Origin of the sequence: Telluria beijingensis (assembly GCF_030770395.1) — a bacterium.
In the GTDB taxonomy this organism is placed as follows: Bacteria; Pseudomonadota; Gammaproteobacteria; order Burkholderiales; family Burkholderiaceae_D; genus Telluria; species Telluria beijingensis.
Genome location: NZ_CP132480.1, coordinates 2,366,490 through 2,385,396 on the forward strand (window position 1 = coordinate 2,366,490; position 18,907 = coordinate 2,385,396).

Annotated in this window: 22 protein-coding genes; 10 read left to right on the top strand and 12 right to left on the bottom strand. The window is 67.6% G+C overall.

Going from position 1 to position 18,907, the window contains the following annotated elements; all coding sequences use genetic code 11:
- Positions 1-134 precede the first annotated feature (134 nt).
- The 6 genes from Q9246_RS10520 to moaD all read left to right on the top strand — a co-directional run bounded on the left by Q9246_RS10520 (position 135) and on the right by moaD (position 6,910).
- The gene (locus Q9246_RS10520) at positions 135-1,340 is read left to right on the top strand and encodes a glycine C-acetyltransferase (RefSeq protein WP_306397500.1); all 1,206 of its coding nucleotides are present in this window, start codon (positions 135-137) and stop codon (positions 1,338-1,340) included.
- A 21-nt stretch (positions 1,341-1,361) separates the two neighbouring features.
- A complete protein-coding gene (locus tag Q9246_RS10525) occupies positions 1,362-2,324 on the top strand; it encodes an NAD-dependent epimerase/dehydratase family protein (protein ID WP_306397501.1) in 963 nt (320 codons plus the stop codon).
- Between the two features lie 54 nt (positions 2,325-2,378).
- Positions 2,379-3,767 (top strand): L-serine ammonia-lyase, encoded by a 1,389-nt coding sequence (locus tag Q9246_RS10530; protein ID WP_306397502.1) that lies wholly within the window; start codon positions 2,379-2,381, stop codon positions 3,765-3,767.
- Between the two features lie 155 nt (positions 3,768-3,922).
- Entirely contained in the window at positions 3,923-5,398 is a 1,476-nt protein-coding gene (gene thrC, locus Q9246_RS10535) for a threonine synthase (RefSeq protein WP_306397503.1), read from the top strand.
- On the top strand, positions 5,398-6,645 hold the full coding sequence (locus Q9246_RS10540; RefSeq protein ID WP_306397504.1) for a molybdopterin molybdotransferase MoeA: 1,248 nt from the start codon (positions 5,398-5,400) through the stop codon (positions 6,643-6,645). The genes thrC and Q9246_RS10540 overlap by 1 nt, the downstream gene beginning before the upstream one ends.
- Positions 6,646-6,652: 7 nt before the next feature.
- Positions 6,653-6,910: a molybdopterin converting factor subunit 1 gene (gene moaD, locus Q9246_RS10545; RefSeq protein WP_306397505.1), complete on the top strand. Its 258-nt coding sequence runs from the start codon at positions 6,653-6,655 to the stop codon at positions 6,908-6,910.
- Positions 6,911-6,942: 32 nt separating this feature from the next.
- On the opposite strand, the gene dctP is transcribed toward moaD, so the two are convergent.
- From dctP to Q9246_RS10570, 5 genes are all read right to left on the bottom strand, one after another.
- Positions 6,943-7,944 carry a TRAP transporter substrate-binding protein DctP gene (dctP, locus tag Q9246_RS10550; RefSeq protein WP_306397506.1) on the bottom strand — a complete coding sequence of 334 codons (1,002 nt, stop codon included), beginning with the start codon at positions 7,942-7,944 and terminating at the stop codon, positions 6,943-6,945.
- 256 nt (positions 7,945-8,200) lie between these two features.
- Positions 8,201-8,419 (bottom strand): hypothetical protein, encoded by a 219-nt coding sequence (locus Q9246_RS10555; protein ID WP_306397507.1) that lies wholly within the window; start codon positions 8,417-8,419, stop codon positions 8,201-8,203.
- Between the two features lie 14 nt (positions 8,420-8,433).
- Entirely contained in the window at positions 8,434-9,396 is a 963-nt protein-coding gene (locus Q9246_RS10560) for an alpha/beta fold hydrolase (protein ID WP_306397508.1), read from the bottom strand.
- Positions 9,393-9,596: a helix-turn-helix transcriptional regulator gene (locus Q9246_RS10565; protein ID WP_306397509.1), complete on the bottom strand. Its 204-nt coding sequence runs from the start codon at positions 9,594-9,596 to the stop codon at positions 9,393-9,395. The genes Q9246_RS10560 and Q9246_RS10565 overlap by 4 nt, the downstream gene beginning before the upstream one ends.
- Positions 9,593-9,991 carry a hypothetical protein gene (locus tag Q9246_RS10570; RefSeq protein ID WP_306397510.1) on the bottom strand — a complete coding sequence of 133 codons (399 nt, stop codon included), beginning with the start codon at positions 9,989-9,991 and terminating at the stop codon, positions 9,593-9,595. Before Q9246_RS10570 ends, Q9246_RS10565 begins: the two co-directional genes overlap by 4 nt.
- Positions 9,992-10,123: 132 nt before the next feature.
- Here Q9246_RS10570 and Q9246_RS10575 point away from each other — a divergent pair, with 132 nt between their 5' ends.
- Together Q9246_RS10575 and Q9246_RS10580 are read left to right on the top strand one after the other, a co-directional pair.
- Positions 10,124-11,386 (top strand): TIGR03862 family flavoprotein, encoded by a 1,263-nt coding sequence (locus Q9246_RS10575; RefSeq protein WP_306397511.1) that lies wholly within the window; start codon positions 10,124-10,126, stop codon positions 11,384-11,386.
- Positions 11,387-11,435: 49 nt separating this feature from the next.
- Positions 11,436-11,783, top strand: coding sequence for a hypothetical protein (locus tag Q9246_RS10580; protein WP_306397512.1), 348 nt, complete (start codon positions 11,436-11,438; stop codon positions 11,781-11,783).
- Here the strand turns inward: Q9246_RS10580 and arfB are convergent.
- A complete protein-coding gene (gene arfB / locus Q9246_RS10585; protein ID WP_306397513.1) occupies positions 11,780-12,175 on the bottom strand; it encodes an alternative ribosome rescue aminoacyl-tRNA hydrolase ArfB in 396 nt (131 codons plus the stop codon). The genes Q9246_RS10580 and arfB overlap by 4 nt on opposite strands.
- 87 nt (positions 12,176-12,262) lie before the next feature.
- On the opposite strand from arfB, the gene Q9246_RS10590 reads away from it, so the two are divergent.
- Together Q9246_RS10590 and Q9246_RS10595 are read left to right on the top strand one after the other, a co-directional pair.
- Positions 12,263-13,480, top strand: coding sequence for a YeeE/YedE family protein (locus Q9246_RS10590; protein WP_306397514.1), 1,218 nt, complete (start codon positions 12,263-12,265; stop codon positions 13,478-13,480).
- 39 nt (positions 13,481-13,519) lie between these two features.
- On the top strand, positions 13,520-14,029 hold the full coding sequence (locus Q9246_RS10595) for a GFA family protein (protein WP_306397515.1): 510 nt from the start codon (positions 13,520-13,522) through the stop codon (positions 14,027-14,029).
- Here the strand turns inward: Q9246_RS10595 and Q9246_RS10600 are convergent.
- The 6 genes from Q9246_RS10600 to hpnC form a co-directional block, all read right to left on the bottom strand.
- Positions 13,934-14,728 (bottom strand): head GIN domain-containing protein, encoded by a 795-nt coding sequence (locus tag Q9246_RS10600; protein ID WP_306397516.1) that lies wholly within the window; start codon positions 14,726-14,728, stop codon positions 13,934-13,936. The two genes, Q9246_RS10595 and Q9246_RS10600, sit on opposite strands and share 96 nt — an antisense overlap.
- Before the next feature lie 19 nt (positions 14,729-14,747).
- Entirely contained in the window at positions 14,748-15,533 is a 786-nt protein-coding gene (locus Q9246_RS10605; RefSeq protein WP_306397517.1) for a DUF1700 domain-containing protein, read from the bottom strand.
- A gap of 16 nt (positions 15,534-15,549) precedes the next feature.
- A complete protein-coding gene (locus Q9246_RS10610; protein ID WP_306397518.1) occupies positions 15,550-15,699 on the bottom strand; it encodes a hypothetical protein in 150 nt (49 codons plus the stop codon).
- A 31-nt stretch (positions 15,700-15,730) separates the two neighbouring features.
- Complete coding sequence (gene hpnE, locus Q9246_RS10615) at positions 15,731-17,155, bottom strand: hydroxysqualene dehydroxylase HpnE (protein WP_306397519.1); 1,425 nt, start codon at positions 17,153-17,155, stop codon at positions 15,731-15,733.
- Entirely contained in the window at positions 17,142-17,975 is an 834-nt protein-coding gene (gene hpnD, locus Q9246_RS10620) for a presqualene diphosphate synthase HpnD (RefSeq protein ID WP_306397520.1), read from the bottom strand. The genes hpnE and hpnD overlap by 14 nt, the downstream gene beginning before the upstream one ends.
- Positions 17,976-18,084: 109 nt before the next feature.
- Complete coding sequence (gene hpnC / locus Q9246_RS10625; RefSeq protein WP_306397521.1) at positions 18,085-18,894, bottom strand: squalene synthase HpnC; 810 nt, start codon at positions 18,892-18,894, stop codon at positions 18,085-18,087.
- Positions 18,895-18,907: the final 13 nt, after the last annotated feature.

Consider the following 18,907-nt stretch of genomic DNA (forward strand, 5'->3'; position numbering starts at 1 on the left):
ATATTCAATATATTGAATTTCAGTTCGAGATAACGAACCAAGTTCTCGACATCGAACGAACCAACGGTACAACATCCGCCGACCGCCGGTCAAGCCGCCGGTCCAGCCAGACAACCAGGGAACAGGGGAACACCATGAGCGACCAAGCTTTCTATAGCAGCCTGCAGCAAAAACTCGCCACCTTGAAGGACGAGGGACTGTTCAAGCCCGAGCGCGTGCTGGCCTCGCGCCAGGGCGCCGAAGTGGTCGCGCAGGATGGCCGTACCCTGATCAATATGTGTGCCAATAACTACCTGGGCCTGTCGGGCGACGTCGAGACCCAGAAGGCGGCCGCCGCCGCCCTGGAGAAATATGGCTACGGCCTGTCCTCGGTACGCTTCATCTGCGGCACCCAGACCGTGCACAAGGAACTCGAAAGCGCGCTGTCGAACTTCCTCGGCACCGAAGACACCATCCTGTACGCGGCCGCCTTCGACGCCAACGGCGGCGTGTTCGAGCCGCTGTTCGACGAGAACGACGCCATCATCTCGGACGCTCTGAACCACGCCTCGATCATCGACGGCGTGCGCCTGTGCAAGGCCGCGCGTTATCGTTACGCCAACAACGACATGGCCGACCTCGAGAAGCAGCTGGTCGCCGCCACCGAAGCGGGCAAGCGTCACAAGATCATCGTCACCGACGGCGTGTTCTCGATGGACGGCACCATCGCCCAGCTGGACAAGATCGTCGAACTGGCCGAGAAGTATGGCGCGCTGACCATGATCGACGAATCGCACGCCTCGGGCTTTATGGGCGCGACCGGCCGCGGCACCCACGAGCACTGCGGCGTGATCGGCAAGATCGACATCATCACCGGCACCCTGGGCAAGGCCCTGGGCGGCGCGATGGGCGGCTTCACGTCAGGGAAAAAGGAAGTCATTGAAACCCTGCGCCAGAAATCGCGGCCCTACCTGTTCTCGAACACGCTGGCGCCGATGATCGCCGGCGCCTCGCTGGCGGTGCTGGAGCGCATCTCGAAGTCGACCGAGCTGCGCGACCGCCTGCACGAGAACACCGCCTACTTCCGCAAGGAGATCGAGCGCATCGGCTTCACCATCAAGCCGGGCACCCATCCGGTGGTGCCGGTGATGCTGTTCGAGGCGCCGGTGGCGCAGAAGTTCGCGTCCCGCATGTTCGAACTGGGCGTGCTGCTGTCGGGCTTCTTCTATCCGGTGGTGCCGATGGGGCAGGCGCGCGTGCGCGTGCAACTCTCGGCGGCGCACACCCGCGAACAGCTCGACACCGTGCTGAAGGCCTTCGAGCAGGCTGGCAAGGAACTCGGCATCATCCAGAATAACTGAGCAAGACAAGGAATACACAGCATGGAACGCATCCTCATCATCGGCGCCAATGGCCAGATCGGCAGTGAACTGGTCAGCGCGCTGGCCGACAAGCACGGCGCGCAAAACGTGATCGCCTCGGACATCGGCGACAAGAACCTGTACGGCGCCGCGCGCTACACCGTGCTCAATGTGCTGGACAAGGACAGCCTGGCGCGGCTGGTGGCGGATGAGGGCATCACCCAGGTCTACCAGCTGGCCGCGATGCTGTCGGCCACCGGCGAGAAGGCGCCTTTGAAGGCCTGGAGCCTGAACATGGACGGCCTGCTCAACATCCTCGAGATCGCGCGCGAACGCGGTGAAGCGGGCAAGCCATTGAAGGTGTTCTGGCCATCGTCGATCGCCGCCTTCGGCCCGACCACCCCGAGCGAGGACACGCCGCAGTTCACGATCATGGATCCAACCACGATCTACGGCATCAGCAAGCTGGCCGGCGAGCGCCTGTGCGAGTACTACCACAGCAAGTACGGCGTCGACGTGCGCAGCATCCGCTACCCGGGCATCATCTCGTACAAATCGCCTCCGGGCGGCGGCACCACCGACTACGCGATCGCGATCTTCCACGCGGCCCTGCGCGGCGAGACCTATGAATGCTTCCTGGGTCCGGAAACCACGCTGCCGATGATCTACATGCCGGACGCGATCCGCGCCACCATCGAGCTGATGGAAGCCCCTAGCGAACAGGTCGCGATCCGTTCCTCGTACAACGTGGCAGGCGTGTCGTTCAACCCGCGCGAACTGGCCGCCGCGATCGGCAAGGCGCTGCCGCAGTTCCGCATCGACTACAAGCCGGACAGCCGCCAGCAGATCGCCGACTCGTGGCCGAAGAGCCTGGACGACAGCCGCGCGACGAGCGACTGGGGCTGGAAGGCGCGCATCGGGGTCGACGAGATGGTCGACTCGATGCTGAAGAATATCGACGTGGGCCTCGGCGTCGCGGCCTGAATCCCACGCAATACCGCCGCGCATAACAACCAGACAGCGGCAAAGGAGACAATAATGGACATGAGCGTTTTCGATCTATTCAAGATCGGCATCGGCCCCTCGAGTTCCCACACCGTGGGCCCGATGGTGGCGGCGCGCCGCTTCCTGCTCGAGAGCGGAATGCTGGAGCAGGCGGTCGGCGTCGAAGCCCACCTGTACGGATCGCTGGCGCTGACCGGCGTCGGCCACGCCACCGACAAGGCAGTGATCCTGGGCCTGATGGGCGAGACCCCGCAGGACGTCGACCCGGTCGCGGTCGAGGACAAGCTTTCGGAAGCTGAACTCGACGGCGTGCTGCACCTGCTGGGTACGCACCCGGTTCCGTTCAGCGCGAAGACTCACCTGGTCTGGCACAAGGCCTCGACCCTGCCGGAACACCCGAACGGCATGCGCTTCGTGCTGCAACTGCAGGACGGCAGCATCATCGAGCGCGTCTATTACTCGGTCGGCGGCGGGTTCATTACCGCGGCCGGCGAGAGCCAGACACGCGCCGCCGATACTGAGACCACAGCCGTTCCGTATCCCTTCGACACGATGGCCCAGTTGCTGGAACATGGCCGCCGCAGTGGGCTGAGCATCCCGCAAATGCTGCGCGCCAACGAGCGCACGCGCATGAGCGATGAAGCGCTCGACGCCGGCCTCGACAATATCTGGCGCGTGATGCGCGACTGTATCTGCCACGGGCTGAAAACCGAAGGCCGCCTGCCGGGTGGCCTCGACGTGCGCCGGCGCGCAGCCGGGCTGTGGAAGCAGTCCCAGCAAGCCCAGCAGCAACCATTGAACGCCTTGCCGCATGACGCGGTGCAGCAGGTGAGCCTGTATGCGATGGCGGTCAACGAAGAAAACGCCGCCGGCGGCCGGGTCGTCACCGCGCCGACCAATGGCGCGGCCGGCATCATCCCGGCAGTACTGCGCTACTACGCCGAGGACTGTCGCCCGATCGACCCGCAGCGCGGCGTGCGCGACTTCCTGCTGGCCTCGAGCGCGATCGGCATGCTGTGCAAGAAAAACGCCTCGATCTCCGGCGCCGAAGTCGGTTGCCAGGGCGAGGTCGGCGTGGCCTGCGCGATGGCGGCTGCCGGCCTGGTGGCGGCGCTGGGCGGCAGCAACGAGCAGATCGAGAACGCGGCCGAGATCGGCATCGAGCACCACCTGGGCATGACCTGCGACCCCATCGGCGGCCTGGTGCAAATTCCCTGCATCGAACGCAACGGCATGGGCGCGATCAAGGCGATCACCGCTGCCTCGCTGGCCATGAAGGGCGACGGGACCCATTTCGTCAGCCTGGACAGCGCGATCGAAACCATGCGCCAGACTGGCGCCGACATGCAGGTCAAGTACAAGGAAACCTCGCTCGGTGGCCTGGCGATCCACGTGGTCACGGTCAACCACGCGGCCTGCTGATCCTGTCCTCCATGCAGACTTGGGCCCCCGCCTGCGCGGGGGCGGTGTTGTGGCGCATGCGCGCCACAACACCGTTTTTTGCAGCACAGCATACATTTCGCCCGGCTCCCACTATAATAAAGTTTCAATGTGAGCCAACCGGATCTTCAAACTGTATGCATTATGTGTCCACCCGCGCGACCAGCGCGTCCGCAGCACGCAATCCCCAGCAATTCTCCGACATCCTGTTAGGCGGCCTGGCCCCGGACGGCGGCTTGTATCTGCCGGCCGAGTACCCGCAGGTCTCCAGTGCCGAGCTCGATGCATGGCGCAAGCTGTCCTATGCCGAGCTGGCCTATGAAATCCTGCGCAAGTTTGCAACCGACATTCCCGACGCCGACCTGAAGGAGCTGACCGCGCGGACCTACACGCCCGAGGTCTACCGCAACGCCCGCGAAGGCGAGGCCGCCGCCGACATCACTCCGCTGCGCGTGCTGGAAGACGGCCCCCAGGGCAAGCTGGTGCTGCAGGCGCTGTCGAACGGCCCGACCCTGGCCTTCAAGGACATGGCGATGCAGTTGCTGGGCAATCTGTTCGAATACGCGCTGGCGAAAGAAAACGACGAACTGAACATCTTCGGCGCCACTTCGGGCGATACCGGCAGCGCCGCCGAGTACGCGATGCGCGGCAAGCGCGGCGTGCGCGTGTTCATGCTCTCGCCGCACAAGAAGATGAGCGCCTTCCAAACCGCGCAAATGTTCAGCCTGCAGGACCCGAACATCTTCAATATCGCGGTCGAGGGCGTGTTCGACGATTGCCAGGACCTGGTCAAGGCGGTCTCGAACGACCTCGAATTCAAGGCGCGCCAGAAGATCGGCACCGTCAATTCGATCAACTGGGCCCGCGTCGTGGCCCAGGTCGTGTATTACTTCCGCGGCTACCTGGCGGCGACCACCAGCAACGACCAGAAGGTGTCGTTCACGGTCCCGTCGGGCAACTTCGGCAATATCTGCGCCGGCCACATCGCCCGCATGATGGGCCTGCCGATCGACAAGCTGGTCGCCGCCACCAACGAGAACGACGTGCTGGACGAGTTCTTCCGCACCGGTGTCTATCGGGTGCGCAAGCCCTCCGAGACCTTCCACACCAGCAGCCCGTCGATGGATATCTCGAAGGCCTCGAACTTCGAACGCTTCGTCTACGAACTGGTGGGCCGCGACGCCGAGCGCACGCATGCGCTGTTCCGCAAGGTCGACACCCACGGCGGCTTCGACCTGTCCGGCGCGCCGGGCAGCGACGGCGACGAGTTCAGGGATGTGGCGAAGTACGGTTTCCTGTCCGGCCGCTCGACCCACGCCGACCGCCTGGCCACGATCCGCGACGTCGCCGACGACTACGGCATCACGATCGACACCCACACCGCCGATGGCATCAAGGTCGCGCGCGAGCACGTCCAGCCGGGCGTGCCGATGATCGTCCTCGAGACCGCGCTGGCGGCCAAGTTCAACGAGACGATCCTGGAAGCGCTGGGCGAGGACGCCGCGCGTCCCGCCGGCTTCGAGGACATCGAGTCCCTGCCGCAGCGCTTCGTCGTGATGCCGCCCGATGTGAGCCTGATGAAGGCCTACATCGCCGAACACACGGGGCTGTGATGGGCGCGCCGGTACCAGGCTCGCCCATGCTGTCGGTGCGCGAGGCGCTCGACTTCCTGCTCGAGGCGGCGCGCCCGGTCGGGCAGGCCGAGACGGTGCCGACCCTCGAGGCCAATGGCCGCGTGCTGGCCGAAGACCAGCTGGCCACGATCGACGTGCCCTCGGCCGACAATACGCAGATGGATGGCTACGCCGTTCGCGCCGAGGATTGCACCAGCGGCAGCGCCACGCTCAGGGTGGGCCAGCGCATCCCGGCCGGCAGCGTCGGCCACGAACTCGAACCCGGCACCGCGGCGCGCATCTTTACCGGCGCCCTGATTCCGCCGGGCGCCGATGCGGTCGTGATGCAGGAGCAGGCCGAGGCGGTGGGCGACAGCGTCACCATCCACCACGCGCCGCGCGCCGGCGAGTGGATCCGCCGCCAGGGCGAGGACATCGGCGCAGGTTCCGTGATCCTGGCCGCAGGCACCCGCCTGCGCAGCCAGGAACTGGGGCTGGCTGCGTCCGTCGGCCTGGCCAGCCTGCCGGTGCGGCGGCGCCTGCGCGTCGCCGTGTTCTTCACCGGCGACGAGCTGGCCATGCCGGGCGAGGTGCCGGCCGACCAGCTCAAGCCGGGCGCGATCTACAACTCGAACCGCTTCACGCTGCGCGGCCTGCTGGAGAACTTCGGCTGCGAAATCGCCGACTTCGGCATCGTGCCCGATTCGCTGGAGGCGACCCGCGCCACCCTGGTGGCTGCGGCGCGCGAGAACGACCTGATCATCACCTCGGGCGGCGTCTCGGTGGGCGAGGAAGACCATATCAAGCCGGCGGTGGAAGCCGAAGGGCGGCTGTCGATGTGGCAGATCGCCGTCAAGCCCGGCAAGCCGCTGGCGTTCGGCGAAGTGCGGCGCGAGCATGGCGCAGCGTATTTCGTCGGCCTGCCAGGCAATCCGGTCTCGAGCTTCGTGACCTTCCTGCTGTTCGTGCGGCCATTCCTGTTGCGCCTGCAGGGGGTGACGGGCCAGGTCGAGCCGCGGGGCTATACGGTGCGCGCCGATTTCGACTTGGCGAAGGGTGACCGCCGCAACGAGTTCCTGCGCGCGCGCCTGAACGCGGCCGGGGGACTGGACCTGTTCCCGAACCAGAGCTCGGGCGTGCTGACGTCGACCGTGTGGGGCGATGGCCTGGTCGACAACCCGGCCGGCAACCGCATCGCCGCCGGCGACCTGGTGCGCTTCATCCCGTTCGCCGAACTACAGCATTAGGAAAGCCATGAAGATCGATGTGAAATACTTCGCCGCGCTGCGCGAAGCGGTGGGCACCGCCCATGAACAGCTGGACTTGCCGCCGGAGGTGACGACGGTGGGCGCGGTGCGCGAACTGCTGCGCGCGCGTGGTGGTGTGTGGAGCGAGGCGCTGGCGCCGGAACGCGCGGTGCGCATGGCCTTCAGGCAGGTCATGTGCGATGGCGATACGCCGATCAGCGAAGGCGCCGAAGTGGCGTTCTTCCCGCCGGTGACCGGCGGTTGAACGACGCCGGCCCGCGAGGGCCGGCAGCACCGTCACAAGGCCGCGATCGACTGCTCCGCCAGGGCCATCAACTTCGCGCAATTATCGTTGCGCGCCGCGAAATCCTTCCACGCCGTGTTGCGCGCCACGTCCTGCCAGCCGCGCAGGGCTTCGGGATTGAGGTCGACCACCCGCGCGCCGACCCCGCGATAGACCGACACCACTGCCGCATCGTCGATGCGCGCCATCTTCATCGCGAACTGCTCCAGGTCGGCGCCGACCTTGAGGATGGCTTCCTGCTGCGGCTTGCTCAGGCGTTCGAACACGGTGCGGGACATCATCAATGGCTCGAACATGAACCAGTAGGAACCGCCGCGCGCCGTGGTCAGCGAGCGCGCCGTCTCCTGCAGGCGGAACGAGATCAGCGAGGTCGAGGACGTCAGGGCCGCGTCCAGCGCGCCGCTGCGCATGGCGGCGTGGATCTCGTTCGACGGCAGGCTGACGACGGTCGCGCCGGCGTCCTGCAGCAGCATGTCCATTTCGCGCGAGCCGCCGCGCACCTTGAGGCCGCGCACGTCCTCGGGCGTGACGATCGGATCGCCGCGCGAAGCGACGCCGCCGGCCTGCCAGATCCAGCTGACGATCACCAGGCCCTGTTCGCCCAGGATGCGCGACAGCTCGCGCCCGACCGGGGCGTTCTTCCAGCCATAACCCTGCTCGTAGGACGTGACCAGCGCCGGCATCAGCCCGATATTCGCTTCCGGCGCCTCGCTCCCGGCATAGGACAGCGGCACCAGGGCCATGTCGAGCGAGCCGCTCTTGAGCGCGCCGAACTGGGCGTTGGGCTGCATCAGGCTCGATCCCGGGTGGATCGAGAACTTCAGGCCGCCGCGCGTGCGCTTCTCGACCTCGGCCGCGAACATGCGGCACAGGCGGTCACGGAAGTCGCCCCTGGCAATACTGCCGCCAGGAAACTGGTGCGAGATATTGAGATTGTTTGGCTGCGCCCAGGCGGACTGCATCCATAGCGGACTGGTCGCGATCGCGCCCAGCATTGCCCTGCGGGTCGTAAACGACCGGTTGATTACCGACATACACATCCTCCAAGATGTTTAACGGACTGCCGGGCGAATCGTGGCTGACCTCGTCGAGCGGGCGCCATCGTTCACGCTGGCGTGTACAAGAATATTCCTGCCACACCGCATGTCAAGCGGAATATTGCAGCTATGACAAAGGCATATGCATCCCAACCCGGCAGTATCCCGCAGGCCGGGATGGCACGGCTTGATCCATCCTGGAGAATGTTCGGGTTCAGCGCTTGTTATCTATCCCCTGGTCTGCCACCACCTGGCTGGCAGATCGCCAGCGCGCGGCCACGAAAATGGCGGCGGCGGCCAGCGACCAGGCCAGGGTCGGGCCCCAGGTGTCGGCCAGGCTGTCGCCGCGCATCAGGTCGATGGCGCACAGCAGCAGGAACATGGTGCCGGAAGCCAGCAGGTACTGGCCGATCCAGTGGGTGAGTGGTCGCATGGGGGCTACTCCTTTCAACGGCGGTCGAGATAACGGCGCAGGATGCCGGCCAGCGCCAGCGGCTGGTCGATCATCAGGAAGTGGCGCGACGGTGCGATCGGGACCACCTCGACCGAGGGGATACCTTCGACCAGCATCCGGTAATGCTCGACCTTGTCGTTCACCGTCAGCGCATCCTGAGCTGCATCGTACTGGTAAAACGGGGCCACGACCAGCACCGGGGCGCTGATTTTCGCCAGGCCGGGGCGCAGGTCGAGCGCCAGCAGGTCGGCGACATAGGCGCCGACCGCCTCGCGGTCGCTGCGCAGCAGCAGCGGCGTGATGTCGTCGGCCTTGCCGATGTCGAGCACGCCCTGGCCGCGCATGTACTGGCGCTGTTCGGCGGCGTAGGCGTCCGGGCGGCTGGTGGCCATGCGCTGGCGGACGTTGAGCGCGGCCTGCGGGCGCTGCTGCGGCGGCATGTTCTCGGTGCCGGGGAAGACCGGCAAGCCGTCCAGCGCCACCACGCCGCCGATGCCGGTGCCCAGGTCCTGGGCCACGGCATAGGCCAGGGTGCCGCCCAGGCTATGGCCGACGAGGACCGGCTTGTCCAGCTTGCGCTGCGCAACCAGGCCGCGCAGGGCGGCGCGTGCGCCCTCGAACGGCGCCCAGTCGGGCGAACCGGCGGGCGCGGGCCGGCCGTCGAAGCCGGGCAGGGTCACCACGTACAGCGTGAACTCGTCCTTGAACTGCCGGATCACCTCTTGCCATACCCAGGGGCCGCTGGCCAGGCCGGGCACCAGGATCACGGGCCGGCCGCGGCTGCCGTGGCGCTCGACCAGCAGCGTGCCGGACTCGAAGCGTTCGGCCGGTTCGATGGTGGCGGCGAAGCGGTTGGCGACTGGCGCGGCCGGGGCCTGAGTCTGGGCTTGGGCGTGGGCGGGCGCGATGGACGCGACGCCAAGCGTCAGCGCGAACAGCAGGGAGGATGGTTTCATGCGGTCTCCTGATCGGGTGAGAAGATGGCTTCGACCGGCAGGCCGAACAACCGTGAGATGGCGAAGGCGAGCGGCAGGCTGGGGTCGTAGCGCCCGGTCTCGATCGCGTTGATGGTCTGGCGCGAGACGTCGAGCCGTTCGGCCAGGTCGGCCTGGCTCCAGCCCTGGTCGGCGCGCAGCGCGCGGATGTGGTTTTTCATCGCTGGCGCAGGGCCCGCACCACGGTGACCAGCGCCATCGACGCGCCCAGCACCATCCATACGGCGAACATCGACAGGCGCGGGTAGCCGGCGGTCTCGAGGAAGCCGTAGCTGAAGGTCAGCCCGGCGGTGAGGGCGGCGGCCAGCGCGAACGATTCGAGCAGGTTGCGGCGCAGGTATTCGTCGATGCGGCCGAGGTGGCGCGCGATAGCCCACAACATCAGGCAGAAGCCGATCATCGGCGACAGCAGCACCACGGTGCGCAGGACGCCGTCGTCCATCGGACGTCCATAACGGATCGACGCCACCAGCAGCAGGGAGTAGGCCAGCAGGGAGCCGGCCATTTCGCGCAGATAGACCTTGCCGGTCCGTTTCTCGTGTGTATTCGGCTTCATGTCGGGTGGCTCGCAAAGTAAAGGATGCTTTACATCGTAGGGCGAGCGGGACGCTGTGTCAAGCATCCTTTACATGGCGCCAGGCGGCCCGATTCGACTACAATGCCAGTCCTTCATTCTCCTGCCGCCGTTATGACCCATCCAGCCCCTGTTTCCAAGCGTGTCGCCGTGATCGGCGGCGGTCCCGCCGGGCTGATGGCGGCCGAGGTGCTGGCGGCGGGCGGCGTGCAGGTCGACGTCTACGATGCGATGGCCAGCGTCGGCCGCAAGTTCCTGCTGGCGGGGAAGGGCGGCATGAACATCACGCATTCCGAGCCCTACGCCGACTTCGTGCGGCGCTACGGCGCCCGGCACGACGACGTCGCGCGCTGGCTGCAAGGGTTCGACGCCGACGCCGTGCGCGCCTGGATCCACGACCTCGGCATCGAGACTTTCGTCGGCACCTCGGGCCGGGTATTCCCGCGCGAGATGAAGGCCGCACCCCTGCTGCGCGCCTGGCTGCATCGCCTGCGCGAGGCCGGCGTGCGCTTCCACATGCACCACCGCTGGCTCGGTTGGCAGGATGGGCTGTTGCGCATGGCCACGCCGGACGGCGAGCGCCTGGTCGAGGCGGACGCCACGATTCTCGCACTGGGCGGCGCCAGCTGGGCGCGGCTCGGCTCGGACGGCGCCTGGCAGTCCCTGCTCGCCGAACGCGGGGTCGAGTTGGTTCCCCTGGCGCCGGCCAACTGCGGCTTCGACGTCGGCTGGAGCACGCATTTCAGCAGCCGCCATGCGGGCGCGCCGCTGCTCACGGTTGCAGCCGGAATGCAGCAGCCGGATGGCGGGATCGCCTGGCGCAAGGGCCAGTTCGTGGTCACCGAAAGCGGCGTCGAGGGCAGTCTGGTGTATGCGCTGTCGGCGCCGCTGCGCGATGAAATCGCCGGGGAAGGCAATGCTACCCTCTGGCTCGACCTGACGCCCGACCATGACGCCGACCGCGTATTCGACGAAGTGACGCGGCCGCGCGGCTCGCGCTCGATGTCCAGCCACCTGCAAAGCCGGCTCGGAATCAAGGGCGTCAAGGCCGGCCTGCTGCACGAATGCCTGTCGCGCGAGGACTATGCCGATCCGGTCCGGCTGGCCGCCGCCATCAAGCGCCTGCCTCTGACGCTGTTGCGCCCGCGCCCGATCGACGAGGCGATCAGCAGCGCCGGTGGGGTGCGCTTCGAGGCGCTGGCGGGCAGCATGCTGCGAGAGGTGCCGGGTACGTTCGTGGCTGGCGAGATGGTCGATTGGGAAGCGCCGACTGGCGGCTACCTGCTGACCGCCTGCTTTGCCGGAGGGCGCGCGGCCGGACAGGATGTGCTGGAATGGCTGGAAACCGGTTTAACGGGGCCGCTCGAGATTCGGTGAATCAGCGAAGCGAACGGGCGCGCCTGCCGGTTTTGCGTATAGTGGTTCCATGCCTTCACCCGCCAACTATCCCACCACGCCGGACGGACGGTATTTCGTCGTCAGGGGCCGCCTCTGGCGCGCGAGCAATCCCGCACTGGCGCCGGACGAGCGGCAGGCACTGGTCGACCAGCTCATGACGGCGCGCCGCGACGTGGCGGCGGCCCTGAAGGCGCGCGACGGCAATGCCGAGCGCAGTGCGCGCCAGGCGGTCGACGCGGCCAAGCGCGCGCTGGGAGAACGCGGCCCCGTGTGGTGGACCGATGACGCGCCCGACCTCAACCGCAGGATGGTGGCCAATACGCCGTATGCGGACTGGTTCGCGGCGCTGCCGGCGCACGACGAGCGGCCAGGCTAGTCGCTGACCTTGCCGCGCAAGGCCTTGATCTGGCCGCTGCGCGTCTTGGCGTCCAGCCGCCGTCGCTGCGAGCCGCGGGTTGGCCGGGTGGGGCGCCGGACGACCGGCACGATGGCGGCCTTGTCGACCAGTTCCTGCAGGCGCCGCAAGGCGTCTTCCTTGTTCTGCTCGAGGCTGCGCGAGCCCTGCGCCTTCAGCACCAGCACGCCTTCCTGGGTGATGCGCGCGTCGCGCGAGGCCAGCAGCCGTTCCTTGACGTGCGCGGGCAGCGAGGACGCCGCGATGTCGAAGCGCGCATGCACGGCGCACGAGACCTTGTTGACGTTCTGCCCACCAGGGCCCTGGGCCCGGATCGCGCTGAATTCGACTTCGAGAGGATTGATGACGGCCATCGCGCCATTGTAAACTGGCCGGCATCGTGCGCGAATCGCGAAGATGCTGGAAAATAGCGGGTTCCGCCTCATCTTCATGGACGCTACATGACCAGTTCCGCATCCTTGTCCGGCGCACGACGCGCCGACATCAATCCGCGCCCGCTCGCGGTCGCGCTCGTTCTCATCGCGCTTGGCGCCTGGTACCTGGCGCAGGTCGTCGGTCCGCGCCAGGCCGCCCTGTACGTGGTCGGCGCGCTGCTCGGCGTCGCGTTGTACCACGCCGCCTTCGGCTTCACCTCGGCCTGGCGCGTGTTCATCGCCGACGGCCGCGGCGCGGGCCTGCGCGCGCAGATGCTGATGCTGGCGGTCGGCGTCGCGCTGTTCTTTCCGGCGCTCGCCGGCGGCACGCTGTTCGGCAATCCGGTCACCGGGCTGGTACAGCCGGCCGGCACCTCGGTCATCGTCGGCGCTTTCATCTTCGGCATCGGCATGCAACTGGGCGGCGGTTGCGCCTCCGGCACGCTGTACACGGTCGGTGGCGGCAGCACCCGCATGATCGTCACGCTGCTGTTCTTCATCGTCGGTTCGCTGATCGGCACCGCCCACATGCCATACTGGACAGCGATGCCGCAACTGCCGCCGCTGTCGGCGGTCAAGGAACTGGGCTTATTGCCGGCGCTGGCGCTGAACCTGGCCGTGTTCGCACTGATCGCATATGTGACCGTCGTGGTCGAGAAGCGCCGCCATGGGCGGCTGGTCGCGGCCCACGTGCAGCCGAAGGGCGGCGCGCGCTGGCTGCATGGCCCCTGGCCGCTGGTGGCCGGCGCGCTGGCGCTGGTCGTGCTTAATTTCGCCACGCTGGCGCTGTCGGGGCGTCCCTGGGGAGTGACGTCGGCGTTCGCGCTGTGGGGCGCCAAGGCGGCTGCCGTCGTTGGCATCGACACCGCCAGCTGGACCTACTGGTCGAGCGCCGCCAATGCCAAGGCGCTGGCAGCGCCGATCGCGTTCGACGTCACTTCGGTGATGGATATCGGCATCGTGCTCGGCGCGATGCTGGCGGCGGCGCTGGCCGGCCGCTATGCGCCGGTGTGGCGCTTGCCGCTGCGCTCGCTGGCTGCGGCGGTAGTCGGCGGCCTGCTGCTGGGCTATGGTGCGCGCCTGGCCTATGGTTGCAATATCGGTGCCTACTTCAGCGGCATTGTTTCGGGCAGCCTGCACGGCTGGTTGTGGCTGGTGGTCGCCTTCTGCGGCAATGTGGCCGGGACGCGCCTGCGTCCGCTGTTCGGGTTGGAAGTGGAGCGGTTGAAGCCGGCGGCCTGCTGATTTCGTTGTAAGCTATCGTCCTGCTCACCGGGGGACGAGATGGCAACATTCACTGGCGGTTGCCTGTGCGGCGACCTGCGCTTCGAAGCGTCCGGGCGGCCATATCGGGTCGGACTTTGTCACTGCCTCGATTGCCGCAAGCGTCATGGCGCGCTGTTTCACGCCTCGGCGGTCTTTCCGGCAGACGCGGTGACGATCACTGGCGAGGGGCGTGACTACAGGAGCAGGTATTTCTGTCCGCGTTGTGGCGCGCCGGTGTTCGACCGCAGCGGCGACGAAGTGCTGGTGTACCTGGGTTCGCTCGATGCCCCCAACCAGCTGGCGCCGACGTATGAACTCTGGAATGTGCGCCGCGAGGCATGGCTGCCGCCATTTCCCGTGGCGCGGCGCTACGAATACGATCGTGACTCGACGGACGCCACGAAGAGTGACGGCGTCGCCGCTGGCTCACGATCATTCGTGGTAACTCACGCTCCCGCTCCCCGCCCGGCTGGTACTGCGCTCCGCCGGATTACCATACACCTCGACGTCACCGCTGCCGGCCAGTGACACCTTGACCTTGCTGCGCGCCTGTACCGCGCTGTCGCCCGAACCGCTCTGGTTCACGGTCACCTCGTCGGCGCGCAGGTGCTCCGCGTCTAGATGGCCCGAGCCGGTAGTGCTGGCATCGAGCTCGCGCGCGGTGCCGACCACGGTGATGCGGCCGGAACCCATCAGGCGCGTCTCGACCCGGTCCATGGCGGCGCCGCCGTTCACGTCCAGGTCGCCGCTGCCGCTCAGGCCGACCCGGGCGGTGCGGAAGCGCCCGTTGAAGCGCACGCTGCCTGACCCATTGAGCTGCACCGCGATCTCGTCGCCCGAGAAGCCGTTGATGCTGCTGTCGCCGCTGCCGTCGATCGTGACCGCGCTCAGCGCCGGCAGGGTGAGGTCGACCACCAGCGGTTCGCGGTGGCGCAGCACCATGCCGCGGATGCCGATCTGCAGCACCTTGCCGTCGGCGGACACCTCGACGTTGCCCAGCATGCGCTGCTCGCCGCTGACCTGCAGCGCCGGGGTGGCGCCGTAGCGCAGATTGAGGTCGATCGGGCCATCGACTTCGACGATCTCGACCCCGGCCGGCACGCTGCGCGTGTCCTGGGCCACTTCGCGCCGCTCGGCGGCGGTGCTGGTGCCGGTGGCGCGCAGCATGCTGTAGCTGAGGGCGATCAGCACCGCAGACAGCACCAGGAGGGCGAATCCGATTCTCATCAAGGCGCGCATGGTGTCGTTATCCCTTCAGCAGCGACAGGTTCATGTTGACGTAGCGGCGGATGCCCAGCAGCGTGTATTTGGTCAGGACGATGGCCAGCAGGAACAGCGCGATGCCGCCCAGGACCAGCGCGCAGCCGAGGGCCACTTGCGTGGTGCGCGAGCCGGGGTCCATCTCGGTCGTGATCTGGATCTTACGCTCGGCCACCGCTTCGGCGCCGCGCATGAAGCGCGAGTTGCGGTCGTCGCGCTCGGCGCGGGCATCGCCGTCGCCGCCGTCGCCCATCGGCGCCGGTTCGTCGAACACGTGGATGCCGTTGGCGCCGATCGTGACCCGGGTCTGCGATTCGACCTGCTCGCCATCGTCGCTGACCACCATGCGGGTCAGCGGCGCGCTCAGCACCAGTTCGTTGGAGCCGGCCAGCCCGCTGGCAGTCACCGCGATGCCGGAAACATACACGCCGAAGGCCGACAGGTAGAGCGACATCAGCAGCGAGGCGAACACCGCCGCCGGAATCAGCATGAACAGGTTGAAGATCAAGAGGCCGATGCCCGACACGATGGTGCGGGCGATATTGGTGGCCGGCTTCTTGTCCTTGAGCTCACTCAGGTGGGCGCTGGTGCGCAGGGTCACCGCGACCTGGCGCGGGTCGCCCAGTTCTTCGGCCACCTCGTGCTCCGGCCGGCCGGACGCGGAGCCGTCGACGAAGCGCTGCTCGTACCAGGCCAGGGTCCTGGCCTGGGTCTCCGGCGGCAGGCCCATCAGGGCGCGCTTGAGCGCGTCGAGGTATTCCAGCTTTCCCATGGCGTGCCGCCTCGCCCTAGTAACGGCCGATGGCCGGGATGGAGCCGATCGCCAGCGCGGTCGCGTGCGCCGTGCCGCCGATCAGCTCGGGCTGGACCAGCACCAGGGTGCTCGCAAGCACCAGGACCAGGATGGCGGCGGCGCGCAGGCCGAGACGGGGTTTCATATGCATATCCATAAGACGTGTTTCGATGCTGCTACCTTACGGAAGCGCCGGATGGGGCGCCATCGGCGTGCGACAGGCTGCGCTTTTCGCGGGGCAGGGCGCCATAGGCGCGGATGGCCGTCGCCGCCGCCTGGCCGCTGCGCACCGCCGTTTCCAGGGTCGCCGGGTAGTCGCAAGCCGTGTAGTCGCCGGCCAGCACCAGGCCGGGCAGGGGTGTGATGTTGCCTGGACGTACTAATCCCGGCGTGCAGTCGAAGGTGGCGCGCTTCTCGGTGATCAGCTGGGTCCAGGCGGGAGAGGCCAGTTCCGGCCGTTCGAAGTCCTGCGCCAGCTGGGCCGCGATGGCCGCCGCCAGTTGTTCGCGTGGCAAGTTTGCCGCCTCTCCCGCGGCGCTGACGACGACTGCCAGCAAGCCATCCTGGGCCGGGTCGAGCTGGGCGCGGTCGAACACGAACTGGCCCCAGCGGCCGGCGGCGGGGTCGTCCAGCAGCGCGTAGAACGGCAGGTCGAGCCGGGTGCCGGGCGCGTATTGCAGGTAGCAGGTGGCGATCGGCTCGTGGGTCAAGGCATCCAGCTGGCCGGCCAGTTGCGCGGTCCCGGGCAGGGATGCCAGCAGGGCGGCGCTCACCGGCGCCGGGGTGGCCAGCACGACGGCGTCGAACCGCTCGGCCGGGACGTCTCCGCCCAGCGTCACCAGCCAGCCATCGCCATCGTGCGCGATCGAGGCGACTTTCTCTCCGAGAAGCACAGTATGGCCCTGGCCTGCGAGCCAGGCCCCTGCCGGTTCCGGGAACAGCGCCCCCATCGGCAGGCGCGGCAGCAGCATGTCGGAAGCGGCGCGCCGGCTGGCGCCCAGGCTGTCGCGCAGCACGGCCAGGAAGACATTGGCCGAGGCGCGCTCGGGCGGCGTGTTCAGGGCCGCGATGCACAGCGGGCGCCATAGCAGGCGGATGAGGCGCTCGGTCTGGTCGAAGCGCTCGAGCAGCTCGCTGACCGTGCAATCGTCGTTCAACTGCCAGCCCATCCAGCGCCCGGCGCTATTGAAACGGGCCAGGGCCAGCTTGTCAGCGCGTTCCAGTCCCGCGGCGCGCAGCAGGGCGACCAGCAGATGCAGCGGAGCGGGCAGGCGCGGGGCGGCGAAGTCCATCCCGGCGCCGCCCGGCGGATAGCGCATCTGCACCGGCAGGCGCAGGAATGCCGTCTTTTCAGTGACGCCGACCCGCGCCATCAGGCGCAGCGATTCGCGGTAGGCGCCCAGCAGGATGTGCTGGCCGTTGTCGAGGGCCAGGCCGCGCACCTCGACGCCGCGCGCGCGGCCGCCCAGGGTGCGGGCAGCCTCGAACAGTGTCACCTGGCAGCCCTGGCGCGCCAGCTCGACCGCCGCCGCGCAGCCGGCCCAGCCGCCGCCGGCGACGGCGACCCGCAGTCCCTGCGCCTTGCCTTCAGGTACGGACATACGTCTTCCACGCCAGCCACAGCTTGCGCAGCGGCGTGAGCGAGATGCGCTGGTTCAGCACGTGGAAGCCGTCGCGCTGGATCTCGTCCAGCAGGGTGCGGTAGATGGCGGCCATCATCAGGCCAGGACGCTGGGCGCGCCGGTCTTCCTTCGGCAGCAGGGCCATGGCCTCGTCGTAGACCGCTTGCGCACGCTCGGCCTGGAACCGCATCAGCGCCTCGAACTTGTCGCTGTGCTGCAGCTTGAGCAGGTCGTTGGCGGTCACGCCGAACTGCTGCAGGTCGTTGACCGGCAGGTAGATGCGGCCCTTGCGGGCGTCGTCGCCGACGTCGCGGATGATGTTCGTCAGCTGGAACGCGAGGCCCAGTTTCTCGGCATAGGCCAGGGTCTGCGGATTGGTGTAGCCAAAAATGCTGGCCGACAGGATGCCGACCACGCCGGCGACATGCCAGCAATAGCGCTGAAGGCCGGGATAGTCGAGGTAGCGGCTCTGGTCGAGATCCATTTCCATGCCGTCGACGATGGCCAGCAGGTGTTTTTCCTCGAGCTTGTAGGTGGCGACGTGCGGCTGCAGGGCCAGCATCACCGGGTGGGTCGGGGTGCCGCCGTACATCTTCGAGACCTCGGTGCGCCACCAGGCCAGCTTGATGCGCGCCACCGAGCCGTCGGTGGCGTCGTCGACGGTGTCGTCGACTTCGCGGCAAAAGGCGTACAGCGCCGTGATCGCGCGCCGGCGCTCGGGCGGGAGGAACAGGAAGCTGTAGTAGAAACTGGAGCCGCTTTGGACGGTCTTTTGCTGGCAGTATTCGTCTGGAGACATGAAATCGTCGTGAAATGCTGGTCGGGGCGCGGCGGAGCCGGGTGCTGCCGCGCGGTCAATCCGCTAGTTTAGCCGATGAGCGGGGAAACAGGGTCGCTACTCGGGGCATTCACATGCGCAAGGCGCCCCAGCCCACCATGCACCAGTCGGGCGCCGACAGCACTGGGCGGCGCCGGAACACGTCGTAGCCGGCATGCTCGATCCGGTCCAGGATGCGCAGGCCGCCCTGCACGATCATCCGCAGCTCCCAGCCGATGCGGCCCGGCAGGCGCTTGGCCAGCGGCGCGCCCTGCAGCATCAGCGCGCGGGTGCGCTCGACCTCGAAGCGCATCAGGGCCTGGAATGGCGCGTCGACGGTGCCCGCGCGCAGCGCCGCCTCGCTCACCTTGAAACGCGCCAGGTCTTCCAAAGGGATGTAAATGCGCCCCTTCTCCAGGTCGATTGCCACGTCCTGCAAAAAATTGGTCAGCTGGAGGGCGCTGCAGATCGCATCCGATTCGCGCAGATTGGTGGCGTCGTCGGCCCCGTACAGCGCCAGCATCATACGCCCGACCGGATCGGCCGAACGGCGGCAGTAATCGAGCAGGCTGGCGTAGTCTTGATAGCGCTGGGTGACGACGTCCTGCTTGAAGGCCGACAGCAGGTCGCGCATCGGTTCGAGCGCGAGCCGGTACTGGGCCACCACGCCGGCCAGGCGGGCGAACATCGGGTCGATCGACGCGGCGCCGGCGGCGATCCGGTCCAGCTCCTGTTCATAGGCCGCGAGGGCGGAGAGCCGCTCGTCGGGCGTGGCATTGCCTTCGTCGGCCAGGTCGTCGGCGCTGCGCGCGAAGGCATAGATCGCCTCGACCGCCGGCACCAGGCGGCGCGGCAGCAGGATCGAGGCGACAGGGAAGTTTTCGTAGTGGTCTACGGCCATTTTGGACGGATGA